Source organism: Cupriavidus sp. DF5525, from assembly GCF_040149425.2.
GTDB classification, from domain to species: Bacteria; Pseudomonadota; Gammaproteobacteria; order Burkholderiales; family Burkholderiaceae; genus Cupriavidus; species Cupriavidus pickettii_A.
Map to the genome: position 1 here is coordinate 2,626,090 of NZ_CP168266.1, position 16,801 is coordinate 2,642,890.

Below are 16,801 nucleotides of genomic sequence, written 5' to 3' on the forward strand. Positions count from 1 at the left end.
ATCAGCCAATGACAGCATCGATGTTGCGCATCTGGCGCGCAAACCAGATGCGCAACAGGCTGTTCGACAGGACCATTGGCAGCGAATACGCCAGGATGCGATACACCTTGCCGCGCTGCAGCCTGGACGCCTTTGCCGGGTCCAGCCAGTCGTCGTTGCGCACCAGCAGCAGCAGGGTCTCCATGCCGATCAGGACGGGCCACAGGCAAGCCAGCCGCAGCCGGATAAAGCGCGGGGGAATGGCAAGCGTGTAGGCCATGGCCTCGCGAAAGTGGTCCAGCGTCTTGCGCACGAGTTCGAGCATCATGGCCCGCGCGCGCGTCGAGGCGTCCGGGAGCAGCAGCTCCTGCGGACTCAGGCCATGCCGATGCAGCATCGTGGCCGGCAGGTAGCAGCGGCCGATCCGCAGGTCCTTGCCGCAGTCGCGCAGGACATTGGTCATCTGCAGTGCCTTGCCGAAGCGAACGCCGCGGCGCAGCATGGTGCCGGGCTCGCCGCCGATCGCGCCGGGCATGTGGGAGGCAGTCATGCTGGTCCAGAATTCGCCCACGCAGCCGGCGACCAGGTAGGTGTAACGGTCAAGCTCTTCCGGTTCGCGCAGCGCGACGAGGCGGCCCGCGCATTCATCGGGGAACGTGCGCAGGTCGAATTCCATGCCTTCGGTCAGGGTCGACACGATCTGCCGTACCGCCTCCCGGTCGTCCGGGGCCAGCTGCGCCAGCACCGCCAGCGCGGGACCTAGCGACTCGAGCAGGATGCGCTCATCCGACTGTTGTTGCTGGCCAGCGACCTCCCCTGCGATGCGCCGGACCAGCTCGCCGCCGTCTGTCGCGCCGTTGACCTGGTCGCGCAACGACAGGAGCAACGCCAGCCGCCTTTCCGGCGGGATCAGCGAGGTATCGGCAATCGTGTCCGCGGCACGCGCCAGCAGATAGGCCAGGCCGACCGGATCGCGCATCCGGGCGGGCAGCACGCGCAGCGTGAGGTAGAACGAACGCGAGACGCCTTTGAGCAGCGGACCGAGGAGGAACGCCCGGCTGGGGTCGCGCATGGATGGTGTCCTGTTCCCTGAGAGGTTTGCGAAAGTGCCAGTGCCCGGTTGGCCGTCAGGCCGGGCCCGGGCATTGTACCGTCGACGAAAGGAGCAGATTGGCAGCCCTGGTCAGGGCGAGGCTTGGCAGAGATATCTCTCGAACCACTGCGCCGCAAGGCGGGCAACTGACTCCAGTGCGCCGGGCTCCTCGAACAAATGGGAGGCGCCGGGCACGATCACCAGTTTCTTCGTGCAGGTCAGCTGGGCAAAGGCCGACTCATTGCGTTCCAGGACGCTCGCATCCAGCCCGCCGATGATCAGCATGGTGGGCACAAGCAGTTTCGCAAGGGCGTCCGGACCCGCCAGGTCGACCCGGCCCCCGCGCGAAACGATGGCGTGTATCGGGATTGGCGACTGGTACGCGGCACGGATCGACGCGGCGCCACCAACGCTGGCGCCGAAGTAGCCAAACCGCCGTGGCATGGCTTGCTGCTGCGCCACCCAGTTTGTCGCGTGTGCGAGCCGTGCAGCGAGGAGCTCGACGTCGAAGCGGATGGCCTGCACCTGGTCTTCCTCCGGCAGGAGCAGGTCCATCAGCAGCGTTCCCATGCCGCAGCGATTAAGTTCGGCGGCCACGTAGCGATTGCGCGGACTATGCCGGGAACTCCCCGTGCCGTGCGCAAACAATACCAATGCGCTGGCGCCCGGGGGCAAGGTGAGGATGCCTTGCAGGTCCACGCCGCCGGCGCGGATCACAACCTCGATGGCATCTGAATGGCTCCGCATGGCGCTTCCCTCCGAGAGATGGGCGCTTTGCCGTTCATCGCGTTGCAATTGGCCCCACCCAAGTCCACTATAGGGCGGACGTAGCGGCGCGGCCAGCCGCAGTCTGCCGGTCTGCTGATGCGCGGAATCGACAACAATCCCGATGGATCAGGAGGGACTATGAAGACTTTGTTTCTCGTCCGGCATGCCAAGTCAAGTAAAGATGATCCCTCCTTGCCCGACCGTGAGCGCCCCCTGAATGACCGGGGCCGGCACGACGCCCCGGAAATGGGCAAGCGCCTGGCCGAGCGCAAGCTGAAGCCCGACCTGCTCCTGTCGAGTCCGGCCCTGCGTGCGTTGACGACAGCGCAACTGATCGCCGACGAGCTCGGCTATGCACGCAAGGACATCGCGCTCGATGACCGGCTGTATGCCACCAGCGCGGAGGCGCTGCTGGCCGTCGTTCGTGCGCTCGACAAGAAGCTCGATTGCGTGATGCTGTTCGGTCACAACCCCGAGTTCACTGACTTCGCGCATCGCTTGTCGGACGAAATCACCGACATGCCTACCTGCGCCGTCGCCAAATTCGGTTTCGACACGAAGGCGTGGGAGGATGTCGGGGACATCACCCCATCGAAAGTCTCGGTGGATTCGCCCAAGCAGTAATCCGGTGCCGGGCGCCGACGGCCTGACAGTGATATCTCCGCCTTGACCATCCGGGGCGAAGCGATAAGAATTTGTGATCGCGGGCGAAAGCCTGCCTTCCCGCTTATCTACGCTTCATCCCGCCCATGATCCCACCCGTCAGTACCCTCCACGGCCGCCTGAAGATGCAGCACCTGCGCCTGCTGCTGGCGGTCGAGGAGCGCGGCTCGCTGCGCCAGGCCGCCGAGGCGCTGACGCTGACGCAGCCTGCCGTCAGCAAGATGCTGCAGGACATGGAGGAGCTGCTCGGCGTGCCACTGTTCGAGCGCCACGCGCGCGGGCTGCGGGCGACGCGTTTCGGGCTGGCGGCCACGCGCTACGCGCGGCTGGTATTTGCCGACATGGGCGGGCTGCGCGACGAGCTGGTGGCGCTGGAGTCCGGCAAGATCGGTCGTGTGCGAGTCGGGGCGGTGATGGCGCCTGCGCCGGGACTGCTGGCCGATGTGATCCGCCAGCTCAATCGCGATCATCCGCGGCTGGAAGTGGCGGTACAGGTAGAAACCAGCGACCTGCTGGTGCCGCTGCTGGAGCGCGACCAGCTCGACATCGTGCTGGGCCGCGTGCCGGATGGCTGGGATAGCAGCGGGTTGGAGTTCGAGCAGCTCGGCGACGAGGGCCTGGCCATCGTGGTGGGACTGCAGCATCCGCTGGCGCGGCGCCGCAAGCTGTCGTTCGAGGAACTGACCGGCTACCCGTGGATCATGCAGCCGCGCCCGAGCCCGATGCGCGCGCTGATCGACCGCTCGTTCGAGGATGCGGGCGTGCCGGCGCCGCCGTCGACCATCGAGACCGCGGCGGTGCTGATGACCACCTCGCTGCTGGCCGACAGCGAACTGATTGCGGTGCTGCCGGAATCGGTGGCCGCGTTTTATGGCCGCCTTGGCGCGCTGGCCGTGCTGCCGCTGCCCCTGCCGCGCAAGCTCGGGCCCTACGGCATCGTGACGCGGCGCGGGCGCCCGCCGACCGCATCGATGAGCCTGCTGATCGATACGTTGCGGGCGCTGTCGAAGTAGGCCTCAGTCCGCCTGGCCTTGCAGCTTGCCGTCCAGGCGCCAGGTGTGGCGCTGGGGGCTGTCTGGGCGCAGCGAGGGCGGCAGCAGCTCTTCCGGCATGTCCTGGTAGCTGATCGGGCGCACGAAGCGCGCGATCGCCAGGCTGCCCACCGAGGTGGTGCGGCCGTCAGACGTGGCAGGCCACGGGCCGCCGTGCACCATCGCATGGCCCACTTCCACGCCCGTGCCGAAGCCATTGAGCAGGATCCGGCCCGCCAGGCGTTCCAGCGACGGCAGCAGCGTGCGCGCCGCGTCATGGTCGCCGGCATCGAGATGCAGCGCCGCGGTGAGCTGGCCTTCCAGCGACTCGACCACGCGTCGAATCTCCGCCAGGTCGCGACAGCGCACCACCAGCGACGATGCCCCGAAAACCTCGTGGCGCAGCGTTTCGTCTGCCAGGAAGGCCTCGGCATCGGTGCAGAACAAGGCCGCCTGGCCCTGCAAGTCGTTGCCGGCTTGCCCGCGCGCCACGGCCTGCACGCGCGGGTGCTGCGCCAGCGTGCCGACGCCGTTGCAGTAGGCGCGCAGGATGCCGGGGGTGAGCATGCTTTGCGCGCCGATGCGAACCAGGCTTGCCGCCGCGGACTCCATGAAGCGGTCCAGGCCTTCGCCGGCCACGGCAAGGACCAGGCCGGGGTTGGTGCAGAACTGTCCGGCGCCCAGCGTCAGCGAGCCGGCAAAGGCCTCGCCGATGGCGGTGGCGCGATGCGCCAGCGCGTGGGGGAACAGCAGCACCGGGTTGATGCTGCTCATCTCGGCAAAGACCGGGATCGGCTCCGCGCGTGCGGCGGCGATCGCCATCAGCGCCATGCCGCCGGCGCGGGAACCGGTAAAGCCGACCGCCTTGATGCGCCGGTCCGCCACCAGCCCTTGGCCGACGGCGAGCCCGGCATCGAACAGCAGCGAGAAGGTGCCCTCGGGCAGGTCCAGCGCCTGCACGGCTTGCTGGATGGCGCGGCCGACCAGTTCCGAAGTGCCGGGGTGCGCCGGATGCGCCTTGACAATGACGGGGCAGCCCGCGGCCAGTGCAGACGCGGTGTCGCCGCCGGCGACCGAGAACGCCAGCGGGAAGTTGCTGGCGCCGAACACCGCCACCGGGCCCAGCGGGATATGGCGCAGGCGCAGGTCGGGGCGCGGCAGCGGCTTGCGCTCGGGCTGGGCCGGGTCGACGCGCAGCTCGAGGAAATCGCCCTGGCGCAGCATGCTGGCAAACAGGCGCAGCTGGCCCACGGTGCGGCCGCGTTCGCCTTCGATGCGTGCGCGCGGCAGGCCGCTCTCACTGACGCAGCGCTCGACCAGCGCATCGCCCAGCGCCAGGATATTGGCGGCGATCGCTTCGAGGAAATCGGCGCGCCGCTCGGGTGAGATTTCGCGATAGGTGTCGAACGCTTGCCAGGCCAGTGCGCAGGCCTGGTCGAGCTGTTCCGGCGTGGCGCCGCCGAAGGCCGGTTCGAGCGTGGCGCCGGTGGCGGCGTCGATGGCGTGGATGGTGCCTGCGCCGCCATGTACTGCCTGGCGGCCGATCAGCAGTTCCCCTGAGATATTCATGCCTTGTCCTTGAGATGTGGGATGCTTGACCGCTCAGCGCGCCCAGCGCAGCACCAGCGGATCCAGCCGGCGCGCGATCTTCAGCAGCCCTTCGCGCGTGGCCGGATGCATCGGCTGCAGCGGATGGCGCACCGCGTCCGACGCAATCACGCCGCCTTCCTTCATCAGCACCTTGCTGGTCGCGAGCCACCCTTGCCGGTTCTCGTAGTTGATCAGCGGCAACCATTGCTGGTAGTGCTGCGCGGCCAGTTCGGCATCGCCGGCTTGCCATGCATCCAGGATCTTGCGGATGCCGTCCGGGAAGCCCGCGCCGGTCATCGCACCAGTGGCGCCCGCTTCCAGGTCCGCCATCAGCGTGATGGCTTCTTCACCGTCCCACGGGCCGACGATGGCGTCGCCGCCCAGTTCGATCAGCTCGCGCAGCTTGGCCGCGGCCTGCGGCACTTCGATCTTGAAGTACGAGACGTTGGCGAGGTCGCGCGCCATGCGCGCCAGCAACGGTGCGCTCAGTGTGGTGCCGCTGACCGGCGCATCCTGGATCATGATCGGGATGTCGATGGCATCCGAGACCGTGGCGAAGAAATCGTAGATGCCGCGCTCGGGCACGCGGATGGTGGCGCCGTGATAGGGCGGCATCACCATCACCATGGCGGCGCCGGCGTCCTGCGCGGCGCGGCTGCGCTCGGCGCAGATGCGCGAACTGAAATGCGTGGTGGTGACGATCACCGGCACGCGGCCGTCCACGTGCTCCAGCACGGTCTTCATCAGCACGTTGCGCTCGTCGTCGGTCAGCACGAACTGCTCGGAGAAGTTGGCGAGGATGCAGATGCCGTGCGAGCCGGCATCGATCATGAAGTCGATGCAGCGGCGCTGGCCGTCGAGATCGAGGCCGCCTTGTTCGTCGAAGATGGTCGGTGCCACCGGGAATACGCCGCGATACACCGGGCGGGATGCGGATTGGGTCATGGTCTCCTCCTTGCGTGCCGGCGGCCTGGCCGCGGCGCTGTGTTGGGTCGGAATGCGCCGGGCCAATATACGGGCCGTGCCGGAGGGCTGTATATTGAAACCTTTCCATCTGGTGATCGCTTTTAGGAATCACCATCTCCGCCATGAAATCCACCCTCGACACCTTGACCGGCCGCCTTCGCATGAAGCAACTGCAATTGCTGCTTGCGCTGGACGAACACCAGTCGCTGCACCAGGCGGCCGCGGCGATGGCGATGACCCAGTCGGCGGCGAGCAAGTCACTGCAGGAGCTGGAAGGCATGCTGGAAGCGCCATTGTTCGAGCGCTCCAGGCGCGGCATGCGCCCAAACGCCTTCGGCCATTGCGTGATCCGGCATGCCCGGCAACTCGTGGCGGACCTGGGCGCGATGTGCGAGGAGGTGGCCGGCATCCGCGCCGGCAGCGGCGGGCGCGTGGCCATCGGCGTGATCATGGGCGCCGTGCCCGAGGTGCTGGTGCCGGCGCTCGAACAACTGCGGCAGGCGCAGCCGGACCTGTCGCTGGACATCATCGAGGACACCAGCCTGCGCCTGCTCGGGCTGCTCGACGACGGGCACGTGGACCTGGTGATCGGCCGCTCGCTGGTCAGCGACGAACCGGCCAAGTACCACTACCACCCGCTCGGCGATGAGCAGGTCGCGGTCGTGGTGGGCCATTCGCATCCCGCGCCGCGTGCGCGATCGATGGGGTTTGCCGACCTGGCGGGTTATCGCTGGATCACCTATGCCGGCCATATGCCAATGCATGCGCTGCTGCAGCGCGAACTCGACCTGGCCGGCGTCGGCTTCCCCGCCAATGCGATCTCGACCTCATCGGCCTTCGTGACCGTGACCATGCTGCAGCGCGACCCCGGCCTGGTGTCGCTGCTGCCGACCGGCGTGGCGGCGTTGTTCGTGCGCCAGAAGATGCTGCGCATCCTGCCGGTGCGGCTGCAGTCGCGGCAAGAGACCTTCGGCATTGTCACGCGGCGCGGCGGCGCCTTGTCCGCCTCGGCGCGGCAACTGGTGGCTATCCTGAAGGCAGTGCCGCGCACGTCAGTGAATGCCGCGCCTGAGGTATAACGCCAGGTGATCGCCAGTTCAAAAATGCTCAGTAGTAGCGAATCGCTGATGCCCATATAGTCTGCCCATCCGCACCACAGAGGCGGACAGCAAAATGGAGACAGCGATGAAGACATGGATCGCCGGCGCGCTTGCCGGCATGGCTACGGTGGCAGCTGCAGTGACGACCAGTGCGTTGGCGCAGGACACCCGGCCGGTGCGGCTGCTGGTGGGCGCAGCGCCGGGCGGCGGCACCGACGTGATGGCGCGCATCGTCTCCGACAAGCTTGCCGCACAGTTGAAGCAGCCCGTCGTAGTGGACAACCGCCCCGGCGCATCCAACACCATCGCCGCCGACATCACCGCCAAGGCCGCCCCGGACGGCAACACGCTGCTGATGGGCGTGGTGACCTCGCAGGCGATCGCGCCGCACCTGCTCAAGCTGCAGTTCGATCCGCTAAAGGACCTGGCGCCGGTGGCGCTGGTGTCGACGGTGCCCAATGTGCTGGTGGTCAACAACCAGGTGTCGGCGCGCGACGTCAAGGCGCTGGTGGCGCAGATCCAAGCCAGCCCGGACAAGTTCCGCTACAGCTCGTCGGGCGTCGGCAGCACCCAGCATCTGGCTGGCGCGGCGTTTGCGCGGCAGATCCAGGGCAAGCTGCTGCACGTGCCGTACAAGAGCAGCAGCAGCGCGCTGGTCGACCTGATGGGCGGCCAGGTGGACATGAGTTTCGAGACCATGCCGTCGGTCATCAGCCATATCAAGGCCGGCAAGCTGCGCGCGCTGGCGGTGACCGCGGACAAGCGCTCGGCGCAGCTGCCCAATGTGCCCACGCTGGCCGAAGCCGGTGTGCCCGGCATCCAGATGAGCGCCTGGTACGGCGTCTATGCGCCGGCCGGTACGCCGCCCGCCACGCTGCAAAAACTGGGCACCGCGCTGACCAATGTCATCAAGGATCCTGACACTGTGCGCCGCCTGGCCGATGTCGGTGCCGTGCCCGGCGCGCTCACCGCGGGGCAGTTCGACGCGTTCTCGCGCGCCGAGTATGCGCGCTATGGCAAGCTGATTGCCGAACTGGGCGTCAAGCTCGATTAAGGTCTATTTCCCGGAAGACTCATGAATCTCCGTCCACGAATTGCCATGGTGCTGGGCGACCCCGCCGGCATCGGCCCCGAACTGATCGCCAGGCTGCTGGCCGATCCCGCCACCTGCGAGCAGGCCGACATCCTGCTGATCGCCGATCGCGACGAATGGCGCCGCGGCATGCAGGTGGCCGGCGTCGAACTCTCCCTTGAGGAGACCGATGTGGCCGCGTTTGCCGAAGGCGCGCCGCGCCTGTACCAATGGCAATTGCCGGAGAAGCCGGCGTTCCAGCGCGGCGTGGCCACCGCCGAAGGCGGGTGCTACAGCCTGGGCACGCTGGCACTGGCGCTGGAGCTGGCGCAGGCGGGCCAGGCCGATGCGATCCTGTTCGGGCCGCTCAACAAGAGTTCGCTGCACGCTGCCGGCATGGCGCATAACGACGAGCTGCACTGGTTTGCCGAGCAACTGGACTACCACGGCAACTTCTGCGAGTTCAACGTGCTCGACGGCCTGTGGACCTCGCGCGTCACCTCGCACGTCGCGCTCAAGGATGTGCCGGCGATGATCACGCAGCCGAGCGTGGGCGCCGCCATCGACCTGATCGACCAGGCCCTGCGCCGCGCCGGGATGGAACGCCCGCGTATCGCCGTGTGTGGTCTCAATCCGCACAACGGCGACAATGGCGCCTTCGGCCGAGAGGAGATCGACGTGATCGCCCCGGCCGTGGCCGCCGCCCGCGAGCGCGGTGTGAACGCGCAAGGCCCGTTCCCGGCCGACACCATCTTCCTGAAGGTGCAGGGAGGCCCGGCGCAGCGGCAGTTCGACGCCATCGTCACCATGTACCACGACCAGGGCCAGATCGGCATCAAGCTGATGGGCTTCTCGCGCGGCGTGACGGTGCAGGGCGGCCTGCCGGTGCCGATCGCCACGCCCGCGCACGGCACCGCGTTCGACATCACGCAGCAGGGCCGCGCCGATCCGGGCGCCACGCAGCAGGCCTTCCAGATTGCCTGCCGCATGGGTGCGCAACGACGCGCCGCCGCCAGAGACTGACGATCCCGCTCGCGCCGGTTCGCGCCGGCGCGGTCTACCCGACACCGAAACCAGCATGACCGCCCCCGGCGCGGCCGGGGAGCGTTCGCGCCAAAGCAAAGCCATCAGGAGCTCAACATGAAGATCACCAACGTCCGTGCCCGCGTCTTCGAATGGAAGGGCAAGACCGTGCCGCCGCAGGCGCATTTCTGCACCAATGCCACCGACATCCTGTTCGAACGCGGCGACGCCATGGGCTCGTTCCGCTTCCACGGCTGGATGGTGGTCGAGATCGAGACCGACACAGGCCTGGTCGGTATCGGCAACTGCGCGCTTGCCCCGCGCGTGGCCAAGGAGATCGTCGACCAGTACCTGGCGCCGGTGGTGATCGGCCAGGATCCCTTCGACAACGAATACCTGTGGCAAAAGATGTACCGCCGCACCCATGCCTGGGGCCGCAAGGGCATTGGCATGGCGGCGATCTCGGCGGTGGATATCGCGCTGTGGGACCTGATGGGCAAGGCCGTCGGCAAGCCGGTGTTCAAGCTGCTGGGTGGGCGCACCAAGGAGAAGATCTGGTGCTACGCCTCCAAGCTCTACAACAACGATGACCGCGATGCCTTCCTGGCCGAGGCGCAGGGCTACCTCGACCAGGGCTTCTCCGCGATGAAGATGCGCTTCGGCTACGGCCCCAAGGATGGCCCCGCCGGCATGCAGAAGAACATCGAGCAGGTGCGCCTGCTGCGCGAGCTGGTGGGCGACGGCGTCGACATCATGCTGGAGTGCTACATGGGCTGGACACTGGAATACGCGCGCCGCATGCTGCCGCGCCTGGCCGAGTTCAACCCGCGCTGGCTGGAAGAGCCGGTGATCGCCGACGATATCGAAGGCTATGTCGAACTGAAGAAGGCAAGCCCGTTCCCGATATCCGGCGGCGAGCATGAGTTCACCTCGCACGGCTTCAAGGATCTGCTGGAGCGCCGCGCGGTGGACGTAATCCAGTACGACACCAACCGCGTCGGCGGCATCACCGCGGCGCAGAAGATCAACGCCATGGCCGAGGCCTGGTCGGTGCCCGTGATCCCGCACGCCGGCCAGATGCATAACTACCACCTGACCATGGCGTCGACCGCGTCGCCGATGGCCGAGTACTTCCCGGTGCATGACGTCGAGGTGGGCAACGAGCTGTTCTACTACATCTTCAAGGGCGATCCCGCGCCCGACAACGGCTACCTGCAGCTCGACGACAACCTGCCGGGGCTGGGGCTGGAGTTCAACGAGGAATACTTCAGCGAGTTCAACATCATCGGCTAAACGCACCAGCCAACGCGGCAGCGCGGAAGATACCGCGCGCCGCTCACACCGCTGCGGCCGCCTGCCGGGCATTGGCGCACTACAATCAAGAGGCGTAATGCTCTTGTCCTGGAGTTCGCCATGGCCAGATCCCGCCGTCTGCTGGCCGCCTGCGCGGCACCCTTGGCGCTGAGTGCCATTAGTGTCCTCGGTGCCCTGAGTGCTCTCGCCGCGCCGCCCGCCGGAACCCTGACACTTACCTTCGTTCATCCGGAGACTTACACCGACGCCACCTACCGCAGCGACTACGGCAGCGACAAGGAAAGAGCGCAGGTGATGAACGATATCCGCCGCCATTTCGACAAACTGGTGGCACGCTATCTGCCGCCGGGCTATGCGCTGAGCATTGAAGTGCTCGATGTCGACCTGGCCGGACATTTTGAACCGTGGCGTTCCCAGGCCTATAACGTGCGCATCGTGCGCGATGTCACCTGGCCGCACATGACGCTGCGCTACGAACTGCGCGGCAGCGACGGTGCCGTGATCGGTAGCGGCGAGCAGCGTATCGCCGACCAGACCTTCAATATAGGCGTCAACATCTACGATGCCACAGACAGGCTGCGCTACGAGAAGGCGATGATGGACCGCTGGTTCGACGAGACCGTGACACGCCGGATCGCGTCGCGCCAGACCGGCCACGGGTGATTGACCGGTGGGCGCTTACTGGGCGCCATAGGGCACGCGCAAGCCAGGGTAGCGCGCCGCGCTGCGGCCTGCCGCAGTGCCAGTGCGCGCATGACGCCCAACCGCTGGCTCAAGGCCGCCTTTTCCTCCACTCGTAATCCGGCGGTGGGTCGGCCACGCCGGGCCAACCCACCGAGTTGGGATTCTCCGAGCACAGCGTGACAAAGCTCACCGGCTCGCCCGCATGCTGGCGCTGGCGCAGCGCTTCCGTAAAGTGCAGCGCCTCGCGCATCGCGTCGCTGGGGAATGACTGCGCGTGGGGACTGAGCCCGGCGCCGTGGGCCTCGGACCAGTAGACCATGTACATAGAACGTCCTTTTGCTTGCGCTGGGTAGTGGCTTGCAGCATCGCTGCAACCTTCGTTCCCGGCATCAGGGTGGCTTGTATCGCTTTCCGATTGCAATCCCTTCCGATGCGGGTTGCAAGGATTTGCACGGCCTTAATCCATATTTATAAAGTATGAATAAGCCGTGAAGCATATATTTTACGCGCGCAGACCCCGGTGATACCGTCTCGCTCCAGCATTCCCGGCCACATGGCACGACGCGAATGCATACGGAGGAGACAAGCATGGCAATACAAGACTCGCGCCGCGCCCGCACCGGGCCGCGGCTGTTCGCTGCCGTCCTGATCGCGGTGATGCTGTCCGCGGGCTGCGGCGGGGGCGATGACGCGCCGTTGGCGCAAGACCCCGGCGCGTCCAACGGTACGCAGGATGGCGGCGATGCTGGCGGCAGCAGTGGCGGCAACCCACCGGCACTGTCGGCGCTGGACGCGTGCAACGCGCTGAACGGCATGACCATCCCGGCCGCGCAACTCGCGCTGGCCTCGGGCGGCGCCACCGTGACCGGCGCTAAGCTGATCGCCGCGGCGGCGCCGGGCAATACGCCGGGCGAGTATTGCCAGGTGCGCGGTGCGATCGCGCCGGTCGACCCGGCGGCGCCGTCGATCCTGTTTGCGGTGAACCTGCCGACGCAGTGGAACAACAAGGGCATCCAGTTCGGCGGCGGCGGGTTTGACGGCAAGCTGATCGACGGCACCGAGACCGTGCGCTTTGCCATGCCCGACGATCCCGCGCCGCTGGCGCGCGGCTATGCCACCTGGGGCGACGATTCCGGCCACCAGAGCAGCAGCATCACCGACGGGCGCTTTGCCACCAACGATGAAGCGCTGCGCAACTACGGCGGCGACACGCTGAAGAAAACCCATGACGTGGCGCTGGCGCTGATCCAGGCGCGCTACGGCAAGGCGCCACAGCGCGCGTACTTCCTCGGCACGTCTACCGGCGGGCGCGATGCGCTGACCTACATCCAGCGCTGGCCGGCGGACTACGACGGCGTGATCGCCAACGAGCCGGCGCTCAACTACACCGGAACGCGGCTCTCCAACGTGGCGGTGGGACGCACGCTCTACCTGAACAACGGCGCGGGGTGGCTCAACCTGAACAAGACACTGCTGGTGCAGGATGCCGCGATGGCGGCATGCGACCGGCTCGACGGCGTGGCCGACAAGATCGTCAGCAATGTGGAAGGCTGCCGGGCCGGCGCGCAGCAGGTGCTGGCCAGCCTGCGCTGTGCGGGCGGCACGGACGCCGGCGACACCTGCCTGTCGGATGCGCAGATCGCCACGGTCAAGACCATCGAAGCACCCCTGCAGCTCACCTATCCGCTGGCCAATGGCGTGACGGTGGCGGGCGGCTACAACCTGCTGGAAGGCGCGCTGGTGGCCGGTCCGTTCACCTCGCGCGATCTCGGCACGCGGCCGCTGCCGGGCAATCCCGCGACCACCGCCGACGCCAACATGTACGTCACCGGCGACCAGTGGGTGAAGTACTTCGTCACGCGCGATGCGGGCTTCGACGCGCTGACCTTCGATCCGGCCAACCCCGGCAGCTGGGCCGCGCGCGCGCAGGCGGTGTCCGCGCTGACCGATGCAACCAATCCGGATATCTCGGCCTTCCTCGCGCACGGCGGGCGGCTGATCCTGCTGCACGGGCTGGCCGACGAGGTCATCAGCCCCAATTCCACCATCGCGTGGTTCCAGGCGGTGACGGCCACGGTGGGGCAGGGGGCGGTGGACCAGGGCATCCGCTTCTACACGGTGCCCGGCATGGGCCACGGCACCGGCAGCTTCCTGCCGGCGTGGAATTCGCTGACGGCGCTGGAGAACTGGGTCGAGCTCGGCGCGGCGCCGGGCACGCGCACGGTGATGGATACCAATGCGCAGACCTATGGCCGCACGCGCCCGCTGTGCCAGTACCCGTCGTGGCCAAAGTACAAGGGCAGCGGCAGCGCGGATGCGGCGATCAACTACACCTGCGAAGGCGAGACCGGCACCGTGCAAGCGTGCCTGAACCTGCCTGCCGTAGTGACGGCGTTCAAGGGTGGCAACACGCTGGGTGAAGAACTGACCCTGACGGTGGACCCCGCCACGCTGCAATACACGGTGACGATCGATGCCAGCCTGCAGCGTCCGGCCAGCACGAAACGAACCGGGCGGCTGGTGGCGCAGGGCGGCTGCACCTATGCCAGCGACGAGAACGGCGCGCGCTTCACCTTCGGCGGTGGCGGCGCGGTGACGGGTGGCGTGGTACCGGCATCGGGCGCGGGCTTTGCGCCGCTGCTGGCGTTCCAGGACGTCTCGTCCGACTACAAGGCGGTGGCCGATATCTACAACGTCAACGGCATCCAGTACGCGGTGGCGGGCAACACTGCCACGGTGCGCAACGGGGCCGCACGGCTGCGCTCGTCGGCGGCCACGTGGCAGACCTGCCAGGATCCGTCCACCGGCGGCTTTATCGTCTATGACGCGGCATGCACCGCGACAACCAAGGGCTATATCGTGTGGAACGCCGCGCGCCAGGCCTTCGACTATCTGGTCGGCGGCACCATCGCGGCCAACGACGGCACGCTGTCCGGGTCGCTGATCAGCGGCATTGTCAACGGCAAGCCGGTGCCGCTGGTGCTGACGCGTTCCGCGACCGCCTATGGCATGAGCGTCTATACGCCGCAGCCAGCGACGCTGCCGGCGGGCTCGGCCGATGGCACCTATCGCCTGCAGGGCACGGATGGCGTGCTGGCCGATGCGGACCTGGCGGGCACCACCGTCACGCGCGCCGGCGCCGGCGGCACGCTGGCCTACAACCAGCCGGTGGCGGGCGTGATCGCGGCGAGCGGTGGCGTGAGCGGATTCTATACGGCCAACGGTGGCGTGCTGGCGGGTACCGCGGGCACGCGTTTCGAACTGGGCCTGATGTATTGACCGCGCGGCGGCTCAGGCGTCGGCCAGCGTCTTCGCCGGCCGGCGCCGGTGGCGAGCCGCCAGCCGGTGCGTCAGTGCCACCAGCGCGGCCAGCGCGGGGTCGCCGCCTTGCGCAGCATCCTCCCGATAGCCCAACGTCAGTGGCGCGCGCAGGCGGTCGGCTTCCTGCATGCGGCAGTAGGCCACGCCGTGCCGGTTCAGGCTCGCCATCGATGCCGGCACCACGCTGACGCCGGCCCCGGCGGCCACCAGGTTCAGGTTAGTCAGCATGCGTTCGACTTCCGCGCCCACGCGCGGCGTGAAGCCGAGCGCCTCGCATTCCCGCAGCAGGTCGTGGTACATGCCTGGCGCGCCCGGGCGGCGCACCAGGATGAAGGGATCGCCGGCCAGCTCGCGCAGCGACACTGGCGCCGCCGGGGCCGCGCCTGCGGCCTGGCGCTTGCGCAGCAGCGGATGGTCCAGCGGCAGCGCGATCACCATGTCCTCTTCCAGGAGCAGGTCGAAGCGCACGCCTTCCGGATGCTGCACCGGCGCGCGCAGCAAAGCGGCGCTGAGCGTGCCGTTGGCCAGGCGCTCGATCGCCTCGGCGGCATTGCATTCGGTCAGCGACAGCGCCACGCGTGGAAAGCGGCGCCGGCACTCGCGCAGCACTTCCGGCGTGAGGCGGTGCGCCGCGGCGGAACTGGTGAAGCCAATTGCCAGCGAACCCTCGTCGCCGCGCGCCAGGCGCTGCATGCGCGCGCGCATCTGGTGGATGCGGTCGATCAGGTCCTCGGCATCGTCGCGCAGGGCGGTGCCGGCCGGCGTGAGCGCCACGCCGCGCGGCTGGCGCTCGAACAGGGACACGCCCAGTTCGGTCTCGAGCGCCTTGAGTTGCTGCGACAGCGGCGGCTGCTGGATGCCGAGCTGCTCGGCGGCGCGGGTGACCGAGCCATGCTCGGCCACGGCCAGGAAGTAACGCAAGTGCCGGAGTTCCACGCTGGTATATGCAATAGATATGAATGTGAGAGGAAGTATATATTTTTCAAGGCGCTACAACTGGCCTACCATCGGCAGAATTCCACAGGAGACGCTATCCCATGCTTGATGCCATCGCTCTCATCGTGCAACGACAGCCAGCCCGGCGCCTGGCCTGCGCCGCCATCGCTGTCGCCGCGCTGGCCGGTTGCGCCAGTGTGCCCGAGGCGCCGCCCGCCGCCGGCAAGCCGGCCGCTGCCGCCGCCGCCAAGCCCCACTGGCAGCGAGTGCATCTTGGCGCGGGTGGCGGCTATGACTTCCCGGTGTATGCCAACCACCCGCTCGATGGCGACCTGTCGCGCATCCGCGAGGTCGTCTTCATGCAGCACGGCCTGCAGCGCAACGGCGACGATTACTACGCCGCCGGCGCCGCGCTGCTGAAGGCAAGCGGCCGCAATCCGGAAGAAGTGCTGCTGGTCGCGCCCAACTTCCCCGGCACGCCCGACCAGCGCAAGGGCTTCGATGGCATGCCGCAATGGTCGGTGCAGGGCTGGATGAGCGGCGAGAATGCGGTGAACGCGCCGTTCTCGGTCAGTTCGCTGCAGGTGCTGGACGACCTGGTCGCCTTCGTCACCGACAAGTCGCGCCTGCCGCAGGTGGCGAAGGTGACGGTGGCGGGGCACTCGGGCGGTGCACAGATCGTGCATCGCTACGCGGTGCTGAACAATGTTGACGAGCGCATCCGCGCGCGCGGCATCGACCTGCGCTACGTGGTGGCGAACCCCTCGTCCTATCTCTACTTCACGCCGGTGCGCCCGGCCGGCCCGGACCGCAAGTCGTTCGCCCCGTATGACAAGGCCGTCTGCCCCGACTACGACAAGTACCGCTACGGCATGCAGGACATCGTGCCATATGCGCAGGGCGCCAACGGCCTGTCGCTGTACAAGCGCTACGCCGCACGGCAGATGACGTACCTGGCCGGCACGGAAGACAACGACCCCAACCACAGCGTGCTCGACAAGGCCTGCGGCGCCGAGGCTGAAGGCCCCACGCGACTGCAGCGCGCGCGCGGCTATCTGCGCTATGAGCGCTACCTGGCCAGCCCGGGCCTGGTGATTCGCCACCAGGCCTTTGAAGTGGTGGGCGTCGGCCATGACCAGGCGCACATGTTCGGCTCGCAGTGCGGGGCAAAGGCCGTGTTCGGCCTGCCGGAATCGGCCAACAAGGACGGCGCGGCCTGCCGGGCACCGCAGCTCTGAGGCGCGAAGCGCGGGGTTTGCCC

At 67.7% G+C, this 16,801-nt stretch carries 15 protein-coding genes; 9 read left to right on the plus strand and 6 right to left on the minus strand.

Annotation, left to right across the window (positions count from 1 at the left end):
• Position 1: 1 nt before the first annotated feature.
• Together ABNX08_RS33190 and ABNX08_RS33195 are read right to left on the minus strand one after the other, a co-directional pair.
• A complete protein-coding gene (locus ABNX08_RS33190; protein ID WP_022537425.1) occupies positions 2-1,051 on the minus strand; it encodes a phytoene/squalene synthase family protein in 1,050 nt (349 codons plus the stop codon).
• A gap of 111 nt (positions 1,052-1,162) precedes the next feature.
• Positions 1,163-1,819 carry a dienelactone hydrolase family protein gene (locus ABNX08_RS33195; protein ID WP_022537426.1) on the minus strand — a complete coding sequence of 219 codons (657 nt, stop codon included), beginning with the start codon at positions 1,817-1,819 and terminating at the stop codon, positions 1,163-1,165.
• A 159-nt stretch (positions 1,820-1,978) separates the two neighbouring features.
• Between ABNX08_RS33195 and ABNX08_RS33200 the strand changes: the two genes are divergently transcribed.
• Positions 1,979-2,464: a histidine phosphatase family protein gene (locus ABNX08_RS33200; protein WP_022537427.1), complete on the plus strand. Its 486-nt coding sequence runs from the start codon at positions 1,979-1,981 to the stop codon at positions 2,462-2,464.
• Between the two features lie 125 nt (positions 2,465-2,589).
• On the plus strand, positions 2,590-3,516 hold the full coding sequence (locus tag ABNX08_RS33205; protein ID WP_022537428.1) for a LysR family transcriptional regulator: 927 nt from the start codon (positions 2,590-2,592) through the stop codon (positions 3,514-3,516).
• Between the two features lie 3 nt (positions 3,517-3,519).
• On the opposite strand, the gene ABNX08_RS33210 is transcribed toward ABNX08_RS33205, so the two are convergent.
• Both ABNX08_RS33210 and ABNX08_RS33215 read right to left on the minus strand, forming a co-directional pair.
• Positions 3,520-5,103, minus strand: a complete 1,584-nt coding sequence (locus tag ABNX08_RS33210) for an aldehyde dehydrogenase (NADP(+)) (protein WP_022537429.1) — start codon at positions 5,101-5,103, stop codon at positions 3,520-3,522.
• A 33-nt stretch (positions 5,104-5,136) separates the two neighbouring features.
• A complete protein-coding gene (locus tag ABNX08_RS33215) occupies positions 5,137-6,069 on the minus strand; it encodes a dihydrodipicolinate synthase family protein (protein ID WP_022537430.1) in 933 nt (310 codons plus the stop codon).
• A gap of 143 nt (positions 6,070-6,212) precedes the next feature.
• Here ABNX08_RS33215 and ABNX08_RS33220 point away from each other — a divergent pair, with 143 nt between their 5' ends.
• The 5 genes from ABNX08_RS33220 to ABNX08_RS33240 all read left to right on the plus strand — a co-directional run bounded on the left by ABNX08_RS33220 (position 6,213) and on the right by ABNX08_RS33240 (position 11,262).
• On the plus strand, positions 6,213-7,169 hold the full coding sequence (locus ABNX08_RS33220) for a LysR family transcriptional regulator (protein WP_022537431.1): 957 nt from the start codon (positions 6,213-6,215) through the stop codon (positions 7,167-7,169).
• A 106-nt stretch (positions 7,170-7,275) separates the two neighbouring features.
• Positions 7,276-8,244 carry a tripartite tricarboxylate transporter substrate binding protein gene (locus ABNX08_RS33225; RefSeq protein ID WP_022537432.1) on the plus strand — a complete coding sequence of 323 codons (969 nt, stop codon included), beginning with the start codon at positions 7,276-7,278 and terminating at the stop codon, positions 8,242-8,244.
• 21 nt (positions 8,245-8,265) lie between these two features.
• Positions 8,266-9,285 (plus strand): 4-hydroxythreonine-4-phosphate dehydrogenase PdxA, encoded by a 1,020-nt coding sequence (locus ABNX08_RS33230; protein WP_022537433.1) that lies wholly within the window; start codon positions 8,266-8,268, stop codon positions 9,283-9,285.
• 117 nt (positions 9,286-9,402) lie between these two features.
• Complete coding sequence (locus ABNX08_RS33235; protein ID WP_022537434.1) at positions 9,403-10,578, plus strand: L-rhamnonate dehydratase; 1,176 nt, start codon at positions 9,403-9,405, stop codon at positions 10,576-10,578.
• A 120-nt stretch (positions 10,579-10,698) separates the two neighbouring features.
• Positions 10,699-11,262 (plus strand): DUF3016 domain-containing protein, encoded by a 564-nt coding sequence (locus ABNX08_RS33240; protein WP_022537435.1) that lies wholly within the window; start codon positions 10,699-10,701, stop codon positions 11,260-11,262.
• 109 nt (positions 11,263-11,371) lie between these two features.
• Here ABNX08_RS33240 and ABNX08_RS33245 read toward each other — a convergent pair whose 3' ends face one another.
• Positions 11,372-11,608: a hypothetical protein gene (locus tag ABNX08_RS33245; protein ID WP_022537436.1), complete on the minus strand. Its 237-nt coding sequence runs from the start codon at positions 11,606-11,608 to the stop codon at positions 11,372-11,374.
• Between the two features lie 263 nt (positions 11,609-11,871).
• Between ABNX08_RS33245 and ABNX08_RS33250 the strand changes: the two genes are divergently transcribed.
• Complete coding sequence (locus ABNX08_RS33250) at positions 11,872-14,562, plus strand: tannase/feruloyl esterase family alpha/beta hydrolase (RefSeq protein ID WP_022537437.1); 2,691 nt, start codon at positions 11,872-11,874, stop codon at positions 14,560-14,562.
• A 12-nt stretch (positions 14,563-14,574) separates the two neighbouring features.
• Here ABNX08_RS33250 and ABNX08_RS33255 read toward each other — a convergent pair whose 3' ends face one another.
• Positions 14,575-15,540, minus strand: coding sequence for a LysR family transcriptional regulator (locus ABNX08_RS33255; protein WP_022537438.1), 966 nt, complete (start codon positions 15,538-15,540; stop codon positions 14,575-14,577).
• 101 nt (positions 15,541-15,641) lie between these two features.
• On the opposite strand from ABNX08_RS33255, the gene ABNX08_RS33260 reads away from it, so the two are divergent.
• Positions 15,642-16,778: a hypothetical protein gene (locus tag ABNX08_RS33260; RefSeq protein ID WP_022537439.1), complete on the plus strand. Its 1,137-nt coding sequence runs from the start codon at positions 15,642-15,644 to the stop codon at positions 16,776-16,778.
• Positions 16,779-16,801: the final 23 nt, after the last annotated feature.

Coding starts and splice junctions, on each gene's coding strand:
- ABNX08_RS33205 (WP_022537428.1), top strand. CDS start 2,590: ATGATCCCACCCGTCAGTACCCTCCACGGCCGCCTGAAGATGCAGCAC.
- ABNX08_RS33250 (WP_022537437.1), top strand. CDS start 11,872: ATGGCAATACAAGACTCGCGCCGCGCCCGCACCGGGCCGCGGCTGTTC.
- ABNX08_RS33225 (WP_022537432.1), top strand. CDS start 7,276: ATGAAGACATGGATCGCCGGCGCGCTTGCCGGCATGGCTACGGTGGCA.
- ABNX08_RS33215 (WP_022537430.1), bottom strand. CDS start 6,069: ATGACCCAATCCGCATCCCGCCCGGTGTATCGCGGCGTATTCCCGGTG.
- ABNX08_RS33190 (WP_022537425.1), bottom strand. CDS start 1,051: ATGCGCGACCCCAGCCGGGCGTTCCTCCTCGGTCCGCTGCTCAAAGGC.
- ABNX08_RS33260 (WP_022537439.1), top strand. CDS start 15,642: ATGCTTGATGCCATCGCTCTCATCGTGCAACGACAGCCAGCCCGGCGC.
- ABNX08_RS33230 (WP_022537433.1), top strand. CDS start 8,266: ATGAATCTCCGTCCACGAATTGCCATGGTGCTGGGCGACCCCGCCGGC.
- ABNX08_RS33235 (WP_022537434.1), top strand. CDS start 9,403: ATGAAGATCACCAACGTCCGTGCCCGCGTCTTCGAATGGAAGGGCAAG.
- ABNX08_RS33200 (WP_022537427.1), top strand. CDS start 1,979: ATGAAGACTTTGTTTCTCGTCCGGCATGCCAAGTCAAGTAAAGATGAT.
- ABNX08_RS33245 (WP_022537436.1), bottom strand. CDS start 11,608: ATGTACATGGTCTACTGGTCCGAGGCCCACGGCGCCGGGCTCAGTCCC.
- ABNX08_RS33220 (WP_022537431.1), top strand. CDS start 6,213: ATGAAATCCACCCTCGACACCTTGACCGGCCGCCTTCGCATGAAGCAA.
- ABNX08_RS33195 (WP_022537426.1), bottom strand. CDS start 1,819: ATGCGGAGCCATTCAGATGCCATCGAGGTTGTGATCCGCGCCGGCGGC.
- ABNX08_RS33210 (WP_022537429.1), bottom strand. CDS start 5,103: ATGAATATCTCAGGGGAACTGCTGATCGGCCGCCAGGCAGTACATGGC.
- ABNX08_RS33240 (WP_022537435.1), top strand. CDS start 10,699: ATGGCCAGATCCCGCCGTCTGCTGGCCGCCTGCGCGGCACCCTTGGCG.